The sequence below is a fragment of the Pseudomonas sp. F3-2 genome (genome assembly GCF_038804275.1).
Lineage (GTDB): Bacteria > Pseudomonadota > Gammaproteobacteria > Pseudomonadales > Pseudomonadaceae > Aquipseudomonas.
Genome location: NZ_CP152388.1, coordinates 3,084,733 through 3,098,419, shown reverse-complemented (window position 1 = coordinate 3,098,419; position 13,687 = coordinate 3,084,733). Strand labels below are relative to the sequence as shown.

The following is a 13,687-nucleotide window of genomic DNA, read 5'->3' as shown; positions in this document are numbered from 1 at the left end:
GCGCGTTGTGCGGGAGGGTGGACCGGGGCGTTCGCTGGCGGACTTCAGGCGGTCACGTCGTCCGCCGGCGAGGGTGTGGTTGCTTCGGCGCCGATCGTCGGGTTGCCTTTGACCAGCACCTCTCTGGCCATCGCCACCAGCGGGCGCAGGTTGATCCGGTGCCAGGCCGCCCACACTGGCGTCGTGTACTGCATCCACGGTACCTCGCGCAGCACCACGTTTTCCGGTGCGATGGAGCGCAGGTTTTTCTGCAGCATCGCGACGCCCAGCCCGGCACCGACCAGGCGCAGGGCAGTCATCGGCTCGGTCACTTCCAGATGAACGTCCGGGTTGAAACCTGCGCGCATGCACGCGGCGACGAAGCCTTCGTCCGACATGCCGGGTTGCCGCCCCGACAACTGGCCGCCGGCGGCCGAGATCCATTGCGCCGATTGCAGGTCTTCCGGGGTCAGCCGGGCCTTGTGGGCCAGCGGGTGATGTTCCGGCATTGCCAGCAACATGGCGTCGTCCAGCACCAGTGCGGCGAGCAGATCAGGATCGTCATCGGCAGGCGGCTCGCTCACCAGGGCGATGTCGAGGCTGCGCTGACGCAGGCCTTCGAGCTGCTCATGGGAGGGCTGGCTGTACAGCGCGATGTGCAGATCATGGCGCGCGGCCCGCAGAGTTTTCAGGGCATCGGGCAACACCGATGTGTGCATCGCGTTTTCCACGTAACCGATGCACAGACCGCCTTCTTCGCCGCGCCCCAGTCGCTTGCCGAGGGATTCGAGGCGCTTGGCGTGCGTGAGCAGCGCCTTGGTTTCGGCCAGAAACGTGCGGCCATCGACCGTCAACCGGATGCGCTGCTGAGTTCTCTCGAACAGCGTCAGGCCGAGCACTTCTTCGAGCTGGGCAATCTGCCGGCTCAGCGGCGACTGGGAAATGTGCAGGCGCTCGGCAGCGCGGCCGACGTGCTCTTCCTCGGCCACGGCGACGAAATAACGCAACTGGCGTAGATCGATCATGAGGGTTCAGACCTTGAGGGACTTAAGTAAGCCAAATTATGTCTTGGACGGTCTTTGGCGGTCAACTTAACCTTGGCTTCAACAGTCACCCACGGTGACGCGTCGATGGACTGAACGTCCGTCCACTTATTTGAAGAGGATCAATCATGAGTCTCAAAGACAAACTGCCTGGCGTAATCGGATTCGGCGGCGCGCCGCTGGGCAATATGTTCCGCGCAATCCCCGAAGACGAGGCGATCGCCACCGTGCACAGCGCGTGGGATGCCGGCGTGCGCTACTTCGACACCGCGCCGTTTTACGGCAGCGGCCTGTCCGAGTTGCGCATGGGGCAGGCGCTCAAGCAATACCCCCGCGATCAGTTCGTCCTGAGCAGCAAGGTCGGTCGGCTGGTGCTGGATGAAGTGGAAGATGTCGCGGCCCGGGATCTGGGTGAAAAAGCCGGCGTCTTCGAACATGGCCGGCCGAACAGGCTGGTCAACGACTACAGCGCCGACGCCACGCTGCGCTCCATCGAAGACAGCCTCGAGCGCCTGCAGACGGATCGGCTGGACATCGTCTGGATCCACGACATCGCGCAGGACTTCTACGGCGACCAATGGCTGGAATACTTCAACGAGGCCCGCAAAGGCGCGTTCAAGGTGCTGACCCGTCTGCGCGAAGAGGGCGTGATCAAAGCCTGGGGGCTGGGCGTCAACCGCGTCGAGCCCTGTGAACTGACGCTGGACCTGGAAGAGGCTCAACCGGACGGATTCCTGCTGGCGGGTCGATATACGTTGCTCGATCATGATCGCGCCCTGCAGCGTCTGATGGCATCGGCCGAGCGGCAGAAGGTCGAAATCGTCGTCGGCGGTCCTTACAGCTCGGGCATCCTGGCCGGAGGTGACCACTTCGAATATCAGAAGGCGCCCGCCGCGATCCTCAGCAAAGTGGCAGCCATCAAGGCCATCGCCGAGCAATTCAACGTCGACATCAAGGCCGCCGCCTTGCAGTTTTCGCTGGCTAACCCGGCCGTCGCGGCGGTCATTCCGGGCTCGAGTCGCCCCGGCCGCATGGCCGAGGACGTCGCCGCCCTCGCTCAGCGTATTCCCGCCGAGTTCTGGCAGGCGCTGGTGCAGGGCGGTCTGATTTCACCTTTGGCGCCGCTGCCCAAAGCCTGATCTTCTACGCTTGCGGCGGTGACTGCGCCCCGTGCGCGACTGACGCAAGCTTTCTGACATGCGAGGTTCACCATGAAAATAGATCTGAGTGGCAAGCTGGCCGTGGTCAGCGGTTCGACGGCCGGGATCGGCCTGGGCATCGGCAAGGCGCTGGCCTTGTCTGGCGCAACGGTGGTCATCGTCGGTCGCGCTGCCGGGAAGGTCGAGGATGCCATTGCCTCGATCACGGCCCAGGTTCCGGGCGCACAGGTGCGCGGCGTCGTGGCTGATCTGGCCACCGCCGAAGGCGCCCGGCAGTTGTTCGCTGCCGAGCCGCGCGCCGACATCCTGGTCAACAACCTGGGCATCTTCAACGAAGTCGATTTCTTCGACACGCCGGACGAGGAGTGGGCGCGCTTTTATGAGGTCAATGTGATCTCCGGAGTGCGCCTGGCCCGACACTACGTCGAAGGCATGGTCGCCAGCCAGTGGGGACGGGTGATTTTCGTCTCTTCGGAATCCGGCGTCGCGATCCCGGCGAACATGATCAACTACGGCACCACGAAAGCCGCCAACCTGGCGGTATCCCACGGGCTGGCGAAGCGGCTGTCGGGCACCGGCGTCACGGTCAACGCCATTTTGCCGGGGCCGACCTTCACCGATGGCGTCGAAGAAATGCTCAAGGACGCCATTGCCCAGTCCGGTCGGACCGCGCAGGAGGAGGCCGATCACTTTGTCCGTCGTGCGCGGCCTTCGTCTATCATCCAGCGCGCTGCGCACGTCGATGAAGTCGCCAACCTGGTGGCGTACCTGGCATCGCCTCTGTCTTCGGCCACCACGGGCGCAGCGTTGCGGGTCGACGGCGGCGTCGTCGACAGCATGGCAATCTGAAACATTCACTGGAGAACATCATGGCTACAGCATCTGCATCCATCAGCATCCCGGTCTCGGCCGACACGGTCTGGCAACTGGCGGGAGGCTTCATGTCGCTGCCGGACTGGCTACCGTTCATTGCCAAAAGCGTCCCGGATGAAGGTGGCAGGATTCGTCATCTGACCACCGCGGATGGCGCGCAAATCAGCGAGCGTCTGGAGTCGTTCGACAACCGCGCGCGCAGCTACAGCTATTCGATCATCCAGGGGCCGTTTGCGGTGTCCAACTACCTGGCTACCTTGAAGGTCACCGCCGAAGGCGAGCAGGCTGCGCGGGTCGAATGGTCCAGCAGTTTCACCCCTGAGGGCATGTCCGATGAAGAGGCCGAAGCGGTTTTTCGCGAGGTCTATGAAGGCGGGCTGGCGGCATTGAAAGCCAACTTCTGAGACGGCGTGCCATTGCACCGTCTGCCCGGCGCGCAGGGCTCAACCCTGGCGCCCGGTTAATTGTCGCTTAATCCGCAACGCTGAAACTCCGATCCTGTGGTTTATCCGGGCTGACCCTGACGTCAAACTTGGCCCATCACTAAGCGCAGGAGAGGATGATGCTTGTTTCGGCCATCAACACCGTAGAAATACATGCCACTCAAGGTCGTTCCCGTGAGGTTGGCGAGCGTGTCACGCACATGCTCGACGTTTTGAACAGCACCACTCAGTGCATCGCATACACCCTGACCGCCGACAACAGCCACGCCGATCACTGGATCGTCAGCGGCTACTGGCCGTCTTTCGCTCAGATGCAGGCGCACTTCAGCCATCCGCAACTGAACGGCTTCATGGAATTGGTGTTCAGTGGTGCAATCAGCCGCATTCATTTCAACAGCTTTGTGGTTGAAAGCGCCGAGGAGGGACTGCGCCGTGTCGCTTGATGAAGACCTCCTGCTGGGTGTCGACCTCAATCTGCTGCTCACTTTTCTGGTGGTGTTCCGCGAACGCAACGTCAGCGCAGCCGCCCGCCATTTGCGGGTCACCCAGCCTGCGGTCAGTGGGTCGCTGGTGAGGTTGCGGCGCTTCTTCGACGATCCGCTGTTCCTGCGGCTGGATCGCAAGATGCAGCCAACGCCCAAGGCGCAGGAAATCGCCCAGACCTTGCTCCCGGCGATGCGCCAGATCGAATCGGTGATCCGTCACGCCTGACCGCGCGCAGGCGAGGCCAGGCCGCGACGGTGGCTGTTGCTCAACGCAGGGCAGAGTACGCGGTCGGGGCGAGGAACTGGGTTTCGATGCGTTCCACGATGATCGCCTGGGCTTCGCTGGCGGCACGCTTGGCCAGCCAGTCGGCGTCGCTTTGAAAGGCATTCCACTTGGCTTCGCGATCGGCGAGGCTGTCCCACTTGAGCAGGTAAGTCAGCGCCTGATTGCTCGGGCCAGTGAGGTGCGTCCAGAAGCCGATCTGTTCGATCCCGTATTTTTCAAAAAAGCCCAGCGTGGTGCTGGTGAAACGCTCGTGCAGGGCTGGCAGGCGGCCCGGGGCGCAATGATAGGTACGCATTTCGACGATCATGGTTCAACTCCAGAAAAGTGCTGCGGTGGAATGATCTGGCATCAGCCGACTGACCGATGTGCGCCCGGTACGCGGCGACATCGCCGCGCTGCGCTCGGTCAACAGGAAACAGTGGGCACGAATAATGACGCAACCGCGTCACGCTGGCGATTGCTGAATGCCTGGCACGGGGCAGGGAGGTTCTGACTCACCGAAGCCGATGCGCCGGTCTCGCGCTCGAATGGAACCGTCGGGCCGCGCGGGCCACCTAGGGTAATCGCGTTTCAGGACTTCCCTCCATGCCGCCTGCTCTTATCCCGCCATCGGGCCCGTTTCAGTGTGCTCATCCACTGCGCCTTGCGTCACTGACGCTGGCGTTGCTGTGCGCCGGCTGCCAGTCGTTCGATTATCCGGAGCAGGCGAGAACCGAACGCACACCGCGTCTGGTGGCCGGGCTCAATCGCAGCACCGATGCCGTGGCCACCCGCCCGGCGCTCAAAGCCTACGAGGGCGGTGATATCTGGGGGCGACTGGGGCAGGGCTTCAGCCTGGCGGATGACTGTGGCGTCAACGCGCGGATCGTGCGTCAGCGCGACTGGCTGCTGGCCAATCCGGCGTTCCTCCGCAACGCCAGTCAGCGCGCGAGCCCTTACCTGCATTTCATCGTTGAAAACCTCGACCAGCGAGCCATGCCGACGGAGCTGGCATTGCTGCCGATCATCGAAAGTGCGTACAACCCCAAGGCCAGTTCGATTCGCGATGCTGCGGGGCTGTGGCAATTCATGGCGGCCACCGGTCGGGATTTCAATCTGCGTCAGACCGCCTGGTACGACGGCCGTCGCGATGTCGTCGCGTCGAGCCAAGCGGCGATGGACTACCTCACGCGGCTGCACGATCAGTTCAAGGGTGACTGGCTGCTGGCGATGGCCGCCTACAATGCCGGCGAAGGCACGGTGGCGCGGGCGGTGGAAGCCAATCAGCGACGCGGACTGCCGACCGATTACTGGCATTTGAGCCTGCCCCGGGAAACACAGGATTACGTGCCGCGTCTGTTGGCGCTGTCGCTGCTGGTGCGCGAGCCGGAGGCCTACGGCGTCACCCTCAGCCCGGTCGCCAATGCTCCGTATTTCACCGTGCTCGAATTGACCCGCCCCATCGATCTGAGCCAGCTGGCGGCCACCGCTGGCATCGATGAGGCGGTATTGCTGGGCCTCAACCCTGCTTTTCTGCGCAAAAAGACCGTCGACGGGCCGTCGCATCTGCTGGTGCCGCGCGATCAGCTTCGACAGTTGAGCGCCAGCCTGGCCAGGCTTGGCGGTGACACCCCAGCCGTTCAGGTCGAATCGCTCGCGGCTACAGCGCCTGTACCGGCCGTCGGTTTGACGCCCTGAAGCCCTGAGGCAGCTCTCGATCCGATTACCGCATCTGCCTGTTGGCATCGCCGGTCCGTTCGGCGCAGCCGTTCGATGCGCCCGGTAACACGCCTGACACACGCGCTGATGATGCCGCTCGGCACCGGTCAGACGGGCGGAAATGCCCGTTGCAGACATATTCACCATTCTTATAGCGATATCTTTTCAGTGAACTTTTCGTCGGAGTTGTAACCCTGCTGATACACATCCTTCTTCAATCACGCTGACATACTTTGAAACATCCACCTTATGCGCTTAGTCAGCGTCACCGCACATCGAGACATCTAAGCCGGATTTTTGCCGAGCGATATCATTAGTTGGATCCCATTTGCGAATCCCGCGGAAAAGGCAAACCTTTGCGACCGTCGACTCGACCGACTACGGGCGTACTCCTATCCCCAGCCCCCGGAAACAGGGGGGTTCGCCGGTGAACTCCTGAGTACACAAAATGTCGTTCGGAAAACCGAACTTGCTTAGTTGGTTTTCCGAACGGGCGAAGTTAATCGATAGTGGGTAATGTACCTAATCGGTCTCGATAGAAATACAATATATAAGAAGTTAGGTAATGCAGGGCGATATGCACGGGAGGTGCAGTAACTTTGTCGGCTGGAAAGTTCGAGGGGAATCTCGACCAATTAATTATTCAAGTCGATCAAGTTTATATACTGAGCCGGAGCCACTCCATGCAAGTGTGCAATAAACTGCGCATTTTCCGTGAAGCCAGGGAGACAGGGTGATCTGACAGGATTCACCATAGACGGCCCAAAAACAAGGCACGGCGCGCACTGAAACAGAGCATAAGCCCTTGATTGTTAATGTATTGTGATTCCTTCGAGAAAAAAATTCGGGTAAGTCAATGCGCCGATAAGCCATTCTTCGAGTCGATGCAAGCGCTAAATTTAAATAGCTGTTTGAACCCTTTGCGCAAACTAATTGTTTGCGTGATGAATAAAGTCATATTGATATCACGGGGAACCTTGTGAAACGGTTCTCATCATGTGCGGGAACTAAAATTAAATATTGCTGCCTTTGTAATGCGTGGTACTAATAAGTCGCTTGCACCCAATGTGAGAGGTATCGATGAAGGAAGAAATCGATGTAAGCGGTTGTGCGTCAATGGGGGAAAATGCAGCGCTGGATATTCAGCAGATTGCATTGAACACAGCGAGTCTGAGCATGGATCTGCTGTTGTGCGGGGAGACAGGAACAGGCAAAGACACGCTGGCCAAACGCATCCACGATCTGTCCGGTCGGACAGGTTCTTTTATCGGCATGAATTGCGCGGCGATTCCCGAATCCCTTGCCGAAAGCCAGCTTTTCGGCGTGGTCAACGGCGCCTACACCGGCGTGAGCCGGGCGCGTGAGGGGTACATCGAAGCAGCCTGCGGCGGGACGTTGTACCTGGATGAGATCGACAGCATGCCGTTGAGCCTTCAGGCCAAACTGTTGCGGATCCTGGAAACCCGTGGAATCGAGCGTCTGGGGTCCACCACGTTCATTCCCGTTGACCTTCGGGTCATCGCGTCGGCGCAGCGACCGCTGGATGAACTCGTGGAACAAGGGTTGTTTCGGCGCGACCTGTTTTTTCGCCTCAACGTGCTGACCATTCAAATGCCAGCCTTGCGAAAGCGTCGCGAACAGATTCTGCCGTTGTTCGACCAGTTCACCCAGGCCATCGCCAGCGATTTCGATTGCCAGGTGCCGACCCTCGATAACGGTCTGGTGCAAGTGCTGCTCAGCCATGCCTGGCCAGGCAACATCCGCGAGCTGAAATCCGCCGCCAAGCGCTTCGTCCTTGGATTCCCGCTGCTGGGCAGCGACCCGGCGCCGGCGCGGGACCCGGAAACCGGCCTCAAGACCCAGCTGCGGGTCATCGAACGGATGTTGATCGAGGACGCGCTCAAGCGTCACAAGCACAGCCTCGAGGCGGTGGTTCAGGAACTCGAGATTCCGCGGCGCACGCTGTATCACCGCATGAAGGAACTGGGCCTGACAGCCTTGGGCGCGACCGATCCGCTGCTGTCGTAGCGCTGCCCCTCCAGCTGCTTCGCAACCCTGAAATACCAGAGGTCGTGGATGAGTGTTTACGATTTTTTCGACGAGCAACTGGAAGACGACAATCAGGTCCCCAACCTGACGGTGGTCGCCAGAAGCCTTTCTCAGTTGGGCATCGACCTGCTGCTGTCAGGCGAGACCGGCACCGGCAAGGACACGGTCGCCAGTCGCATTCACGGATTGTCGGGTCGCAAAGGGCGACTGGTGGCCATGAACTGCGCGGCGATCCCCGAATCGCTCGCCGAAAGCGAGCTGTTTGGCGTGGTCAGCGGGGCTTACACAGGCGCCGATCGGTCCCGGGTCGGCTACATCGAGGCGGCGCAGGGCGGCACCTTGTACCTGGACGAAATCGACAGCATGCCGCTGAGTCTGCAAGCCAAGTTGCTGCGGGTACTGGAAACCCGAAAGGTCGAACGCCTGGGGTCGACCACCCCCATCGCGCTGGATGTGTGCGTGATCGCATCGGCGCAGCATTCGCTGGACGATCTGGTGGAGCAAGGGCGGTTTCGCCGCGACCTGTATTTCCGCCTCAATGTGCTGACGCTCAAGCTGGCGCCGTTGCGCACCCAGCGTGCGCGCATCATTCCGCTGTTCAGCCGTTTCGCGACAGCCTGCGCCCGCGAGTCAGGCCTGGTGATGCCCGAGATCAGTGCGGTGCTGCGTCACGTGCTGCTCAATCATGACTGGCCGGGCAATATCCGTGAGCTGAAATCGGCCGCCAAACGCTTCGTTCTGGGCTTCCCGCTGCTGGGCAGCGAACAGGGCGAGGAGGGTGACTCGTCTTCAGGGCTCAAGTCGCAGATGCGCGTGATCGAAAAGGTGTTGATCCAGGCCGCGCTCAAGCGCCACAACAACAGCATCGATGCCGTGAGTCAGGAGCTCGACATCCCCCGTCGCACGCTCTATCACCGCATGAAAGAACTCGACGTCTGACGACCGTTGCACCCGGGCTGTGTGCCTTGCGCGGCGGCTCGCAGCGCTGACGCAAAAAAATCTGGAACCGTTTTGCAGCTCCCTGCCACCCATGATCACCATGCAATGTTGCTGGTGTCGACCAACAAGGTGAGCAGAATGAATATTCCTGGAGTGAGCAATAATCCGTTCCTCAAAATGGGCAACGGCGTCATCAACACTGTCGGCAGCGTCGCGCAAGGGGCGCAGACGCTGGGCACCAACGCCAGCACTCAGGCCTCGATCGCCGGCGGTGGCAACACCGAAGCGCTGAACGCGACCAAGGAAGAAAACGCCCTCAACGACAAGAACAACGCTGCGCTCGCGCGCATGCAAGGTGCCGCGGCGCGCGAAACCGCGACCCAGAACACCCTGAACGCCATCCAGTCGGCAAACAACGATGCCGCCAGCAAATTCATCAGCAGTACGGCCCAGTCCGCCAAGGCCATCTCCTACTGACTGAATTCAGAATGCCCCCTCTTCGCAGGGGGCCATCACCTGAACTGGAGGTTTCATGCTAAGTCTCAACGCTCTCAATTCGACGCAGAATCTGCACATTGGCACGGTGGTGTCGACCGGCGGCATTGGGGGTCAACAAGGCCCGCAGTCGCTCAAGGATGTCATCGACAAGCTGGCCTCGGCACTGACCAAGGACGGCCATCTGGACCAGGATTCGCCGCTGGGCAAAATGGTCGCCAAACAGATGGAGAAAATGAACCCGCTGGCCGCGTTGGCGGGCGGAACGCCTGACATGGTCAAATCCGCGCTGGGTGAAGTCATCAAGGACAAACTGGGCGATAACTTCGGCGCTGCCGCCGAGCTCGGTCTGGGTTCGGGTGCCGGCAAGCCGGACCTGATGTCGCAGGTGCTCAATGGCCTGGGTAAAGCGTCGCTCGATGACCTTCTGACCAAGCAGGGTGATGGAACGAAGTTTTCCGCCAGCGACATGCCGCTGCTCGACCAGATCGCGCAGTTCATGGACCAGAATCCGAGCAAGTTTCCGGCGCCCGATTCAGGCTCCTGGAAAAATGAGCTCAAGGAAGACAACTTCCTGGACGCCAAGGAAACCGGTGCTTTCCGTGCGGCGCTGGACATGCTCGGCACCCAGCTGGGTCAACAGCAGAACGGCGTGAGCGGCGCCAATGACAGCCTGGGCGGTCAGTTGGGCGGCAACCCTTTGGGCGCTGATCCGAGCGGCGGCAGCCAGATCGGTAATCCGCAAGGCGGCCATCTGGCGCAGGACCTGGGCCAGTTGCTGGGAGACCTGCTTCAACAAGGCCTGGACAAAAATCTGGGCGGTGGCGGCGGCATCGGCGGCGGTCAGGGCACAGGGCAAGGCATTGGCCCCAATCCGGACATCGCGCCGGGCGGCTTGCCCAATACCGGAAACAGCATCAGTCAGGACCTGGGCCAGTTGCTCAGCGGGCTGATCAAGGACGGTCTGCAAGCCAACCAGAACGGCAATGGCGGTCTGGGCGGTGCGGGCGGCCACAATCCGGCTTTCGCCCAACACGATCTGCAGAGCAGTCTGGCACAGACCGCAACCGCACTCGTTTCGGCCCTGCTGGGCGCCGGTAACAATCAGTTGTCCTGAATACGCCCTGTGTATCGACCCCGTCTGCCGGAGATCAGCCCGTGACCATTTCCCATCTCAATCAACTCAAATCGTCATCCCTCGATCTTGAGCAGCATCTGGATCAGGGACTGGTCAGCGGGCCTTCGCAGGCGGATGTCGACCTGTTCAATTCGGCGATGCGCCCTGATCTGGCCGCGCAACCGAGCCACCTGTCCGAGCAGATCGCCAGCGCGTTGTCCGAGCGGCTGGGTTCGACCGACAAACTCTCGCAGCAGGCGGTGCGCAACATGAAGAAAGCGGCAAGCGGCGATAACCCGATGGATATCACGCAGATGAGCCGAACCCTGTCGCAGTATTCGCTGCAGACAGCGGTGACGACCAAGGTCGTCAACAAGAGCGCTCAGGCGCTCGACAAGCTGACCAACCTGCAATAGAGGCGCGCCGTGAAATTTCTGACTGCGGGTCTGCTGTGCCTGATGCTGTCGCTGAGCGGTTGCAGCGATGAGACCGATCTGTTCAGCGGTCTGTCCGAGCAGGACTCCAACGACGTGATTGCCAGCCTGGCCGATCAGCACATCGATGCGCACAAGCGCGTGGAAAAAACCGGGGTGGTCATCAGCGTCAACACCGCGGACATCAACCGCGCCGTGCGGGTGCTGGACGCAGCCGGTCTGCCGAGGCGTTCACGGACCAGCCTGGGCGAGATATTCAAGAAGGAAGGGGTGATTTCAACGCCCCTGGAAGAGCGTGCCCGCTACATTTATGCGTTGTCTCAGGAACTGGAAGCAACGCTGTCTCAGATCGACGGCGTCATCGTCGCCCGCGTTCATGTGGTCCTGCCGGAGCGCATCGCGCCGGGTGAACCGGTGCAGCCGGCGTCGGCGGCGGTGTTCATCAAACACACCTCGGCGCTGGACCCGGACAGCGTGCGCGGACGCATTCAGCAAATGGTCGCCAGCAGCATTCCCGGCATGTCGGGCGAGCCGCTGGACTCCAAGAAGTTCGCCATCGTCTTCGTGCCTGCCGCCGAGTTTCAGGACACCGAGCGGCTGGTCAATTTCGGCCCGTTCCTGGTGGACAGTGAGCGTCTTGATTTCTGGAAAATGATGGTCTGGGTGGCGCCGGTCGGTGGTCTGCTGCTGGTGCTGCTCATCCTGCTGGGCGTGCGCAGCGATTGGCGCGCTGCGGTACTGCAGATGCTCCGCCTGCGGCGCGCCGATTCGTCGCGGTTGCCGGTGCAGGCCTGATGCAAGGCGCGCAGGAACGCTGGATTCAGTGGTGGTGCGCACCCTGGGAATGGGCCCACCCGGACTGGAGATCCCGGCTGGCGGAACGGCACGGCCTGACCTTGCACGATTGCGACGCGCTGCTGGGCCGTCATCACACGCTGTTTTTCGAGCACGTCGGCATCGCCCCGAGTCAGCCGCCCGAGCCGGTGCCGCAACTCATGCAATGGCTGGCTCTAGACACCGCCCAACAGGGCCACGCATTGGCGCTGGCCGAGCGGATCTGCCTCGGCGGTGCAGCCGCGCCTGTGCTCGACGCTGCCGTGCTCGCCCACGAGCCCTGGTGTCGCGCAGTCGCCAAAGCCTTGCGCCCCGGCGCCTGGCTGCATCCCGAAGCGGCCGATGGCCGACGCCTGCTTGCGGCGTGGGCCGGGGAGTCCTGCTGGTCGCGATTGCGCCTGCAGTGGACACCCGGCACGCTGGAGGCGCAGTTCGTCGAGATGCCGTCGAACAAACTGCAAACGCTTTGGCAATCGGTTCTCTGGCGCATCGCCACGCCCTGACTCTCTCACGTTTCCATCCTTTGCGCAGGACCTCTCAATGCTCGCCAAACGCCGTCTCGACCTGTCTGCCTCAGCCGTTCTGGCACAAACCATCCTGCGTCGCGAAGACCTGGCCGACATGCAACTGGCGAGCGAAGTGTTGCGTCATGCCAGACAACAGGCCAGTGAACTGCTCGAGCAGGCGCGGCACCAGGCGCAGCAGGAACAGGACCAGGCGCTGGCACTGTTCTGGGAGCAGGCCAATCAGAGGCTCGATTCCCTCGAGCAGCAACGCAAGAGCCTCGAGCATGAGGCCATGGAGGCGGTCGAGACGTTGCTCAATGACACCCTGGCGCAACTGCTTGATCAGGCCACGCTGGGGGAGCGCACCCGGGCGCTGGTGCGTAATCTGGCGAGCAGTCAGTCCAGCGAAGCGCAGGCAACGCTGAGCTGTCATCCCGACATGCACACCGACTTGACGGAGTGGCTGGCGCAAAGCCGGTTTGCCGAGCACTGGCAGCTCAAGACCGATACCTCGCTGGCGCCACTTTCCCTGCGCCTCAGTGACGCCAACGGCGCATTCGATGTCGACTGGGCGAGTCTGCGTCGCGGCTTGCTGGGCCTTTCGGCGAGCGAATGACGCTTTGCTGAATTTGTCGTGACGGTCGATGGAACCGGAGCGGCCGCTGCTCCCACTCAGGGGTTGAATTCCTCAGTTGGAGCAGCGCTCATGATCAGTTTCAAATCCATGCAGAACCACGTCGATAACGCCTACGGCCGTGCCCGCACCGACATGGACGACGCCATCGAAGGCGCAGCGGAAAACCCTTCGATCGAAGACCTGATGGCTTTCAACGATGCCTCGCAGCAGGCCAGCGTCGCCAACATCGTCAACAACGAAAGCTTGCGCGCCAACCACAGCATCACCAAAGCGATCATCGATGGAATTCAGTGAATTCACGGCGATTCTCGCTCAGTGGTGTGAGCGGCGACCGCTCACGCCGCTGGACTGCTGGATCGATGAGGCTAACGCACGGCTGGCGATCGTCGGCAACGGTGTGCGCCTGAGCCTGGACGTCCTGGACCCCTACGACGGCAGCGATCCACAACGCCTCGAAGCGGTGCTGCAACAAGGCGGCGCGAGCGTGGCCTGCGCCTGCGAGGGTGCGCTGGCGATCGATCCCGACACCCGCTGCGTGGTGCTGGTCAGCTGGCTGCCCGGCTTGAATGATCCTGCGCAGCTGCTCAATCGCCTGGAAAGCCTGGCCAATCAGCGCGGCGCGATCCTCCGTCTGATGCAAACCAGTGTGCGCAACGGGACGTTCGCGTCGCCTCGCACCACCCTCAATCACTGGCAACCGGGAGTGTGA

Annotated in this window: 17 protein-coding genes and 1 pseudogene; 16 read left to right on the top strand and 2 right to left on the bottom strand. The window is 61.6% G+C overall.

Going from position 1 to position 13,687, the window contains the following annotated elements:
* Positions 1 to 44: 44 nt before the first annotated feature.
* Positions 45 to 1,004 (bottom strand): LysR substrate-binding domain-containing protein, encoded by a 960-nt coding sequence (locus AAGQ88_RS14170; protein WP_342652674.1) that lies wholly within the window; start codon positions 1,002 to 1,004, stop codon positions 45 to 47.
* 146 nt (positions 1,005 to 1,150) lie between these two features.
* On the opposite strand from AAGQ88_RS14170, the gene AAGQ88_RS14165 reads away from it, so the two are divergent.
* The 5 genes from AAGQ88_RS14165 to AAGQ88_RS14145 all read left to right on the top strand — a co-directional run bounded on the left by AAGQ88_RS14165 (position 1,151) and on the right by AAGQ88_RS14145 (position 4,209).
* Entirely contained in the window at positions 1,151 to 2,161 is a 1,011-nt protein-coding gene (locus AAGQ88_RS14165; protein ID WP_342652673.1) for an aldo/keto reductase, read from the top strand.
* Between the two features lie 72 nt (positions 2,162 to 2,233).
* Entirely contained in the window at positions 2,234 to 3,031 is a 798-nt protein-coding gene (locus AAGQ88_RS14160) for an SDR family oxidoreductase (protein WP_342652672.1), read from the top strand.
* A gap of 20 nt (positions 3,032 to 3,051) precedes the next feature.
* Entirely contained in the window at positions 3,052 to 3,459 is a 408-nt protein-coding gene (locus AAGQ88_RS14155) for an SRPBCC family protein (protein ID WP_342652671.1), read from the top strand.
* Positions 3,460 to 3,614: 155 nt separating this feature from the next.
* The gene (locus AAGQ88_RS14150) at positions 3,615 to 3,941 is read left to right on the top strand and encodes an antibiotic biosynthesis monooxygenase (RefSeq protein WP_342652670.1); all 327 of its coding nucleotides are present in this window, start codon (positions 3,615 to 3,617) and stop codon (positions 3,939 to 3,941) included.
* Entirely contained in the window at positions 3,931 to 4,209 is a 279-nt protein-coding gene (locus tag AAGQ88_RS14145) for a LysR family transcriptional regulator (RefSeq protein WP_285424389.1), read from the top strand. The genes AAGQ88_RS14150 and AAGQ88_RS14145 overlap by 11 nt, the downstream gene beginning before the upstream one ends.
* Positions 4,210 to 4,249: 40 nt before the next feature.
* Here the strand turns inward: AAGQ88_RS14145 and AAGQ88_RS14140 are convergent, their stop codons facing one another.
* Positions 4,250 to 4,576 (bottom strand): NIPSNAP family protein, encoded by a 327-nt coding sequence (locus tag AAGQ88_RS14140; protein WP_342652669.1) that lies wholly within the window; start codon positions 4,574 to 4,576, stop codon positions 4,250 to 4,252.
* Between the two features lie 278 nt (positions 4,577 to 4,854).
* On the opposite strand from AAGQ88_RS14140, the pseudogene AAGQ88_RS14135 reads away from it, so the two are divergent.
* The 11 genes and pseudogenes from AAGQ88_RS14135 to AAGQ88_RS14085 form a co-directional block, all read left to right on the top strand.
* Positions 4,855 to 5,883: pseudogene (locus AAGQ88_RS14135) on the top strand (transglycosylase SLT domain-containing protein); the annotation flags it as partial.
* Positions 5,884 to 7,083: 1,200 nt separating this feature from the next.
* On the top strand, positions 7,084 to 7,995 hold the full coding sequence (locus tag AAGQ88_RS14130) for a sigma 54-interacting transcriptional regulator (RefSeq protein ID WP_285424421.1): 912 nt from the start codon (positions 7,084 to 7,086) through the stop codon (positions 7,993 to 7,995).
* 48 nt (positions 7,996 to 8,043) lie between these two features.
* Complete coding sequence (locus AAGQ88_RS14125; RefSeq protein WP_342652668.1) at positions 8,044 to 8,955, top strand: sigma-54 dependent transcriptional regulator; 912 nt, start codon at positions 8,044 to 8,046, stop codon at positions 8,953 to 8,955.
* A 138-nt stretch (positions 8,956 to 9,093) separates the two neighbouring features.
* Positions 9,094 to 9,432 (top strand): hypothetical protein, encoded by a 339-nt coding sequence (locus tag AAGQ88_RS14120; protein WP_177182037.1) that lies wholly within the window; start codon positions 9,094 to 9,096, stop codon positions 9,430 to 9,432.
* A gap of 55 nt (positions 9,433 to 9,487) precedes the next feature.
* Positions 9,488 to 10,567: a type III secretion protein HrpZ gene (locus tag AAGQ88_RS14115; protein ID WP_342652667.1), complete on the top strand. Its 1,080-nt coding sequence runs from the start codon at positions 9,488 to 9,490 to the stop codon at positions 10,565 to 10,567.
* 41 nt (positions 10,568 to 10,608) lie between these two features.
* Positions 10,609 to 10,983, top strand: coding sequence for a type III secretion system inner rod subunit SctI (gene sctI, locus AAGQ88_RS14110; protein ID WP_093458695.1), 375 nt, complete (start codon positions 10,609 to 10,611; stop codon positions 10,981 to 10,983).
* 9 nt (positions 10,984 to 10,992) lie between these two features.
* Entirely contained in the window at positions 10,993 to 11,796 is an 804-nt protein-coding gene (gene sctJ, locus AAGQ88_RS14105) for a type III secretion inner membrane ring lipoprotein SctJ (protein WP_285424393.1), read from the top strand.
* Positions 11,796 to 12,338 carry a type III secretion protein gene (locus AAGQ88_RS14100; protein WP_342652666.1) on the top strand — a complete coding sequence of 181 codons (543 nt, stop codon included), beginning with the start codon at positions 11,796 to 11,798 and terminating at the stop codon, positions 12,336 to 12,338. Before sctJ ends, AAGQ88_RS14100 begins: the two co-directional genes overlap by 1 nt.
* Positions 12,339 to 12,375: 37 nt before the next feature.
* Positions 12,376 to 12,957, top strand: coding sequence for a type III secretion system stator protein SctL (gene sctL / locus AAGQ88_RS14095; RefSeq protein ID WP_342652665.1), 582 nt, complete (start codon positions 12,376 to 12,378; stop codon positions 12,955 to 12,957).
* Between the two features lie 90 nt (positions 12,958 to 13,047).
* Positions 13,048 to 13,272, top strand: a complete 225-nt coding sequence (locus AAGQ88_RS14090) for a type III secretion protein (protein ID WP_342652664.1) — start codon at positions 13,048 to 13,050, stop codon at positions 13,270 to 13,272.
* The gene (locus AAGQ88_RS14085) at positions 13,259 to 13,687 is read left to right on the top strand and encodes a type III secretion protein (RefSeq protein WP_342652663.1); all 429 of its coding nucleotides are present in this window, start codon (positions 13,259 to 13,261) and stop codon (positions 13,685 to 13,687) included. Before AAGQ88_RS14090 ends, AAGQ88_RS14085 begins: the two co-directional genes overlap by 14 nt.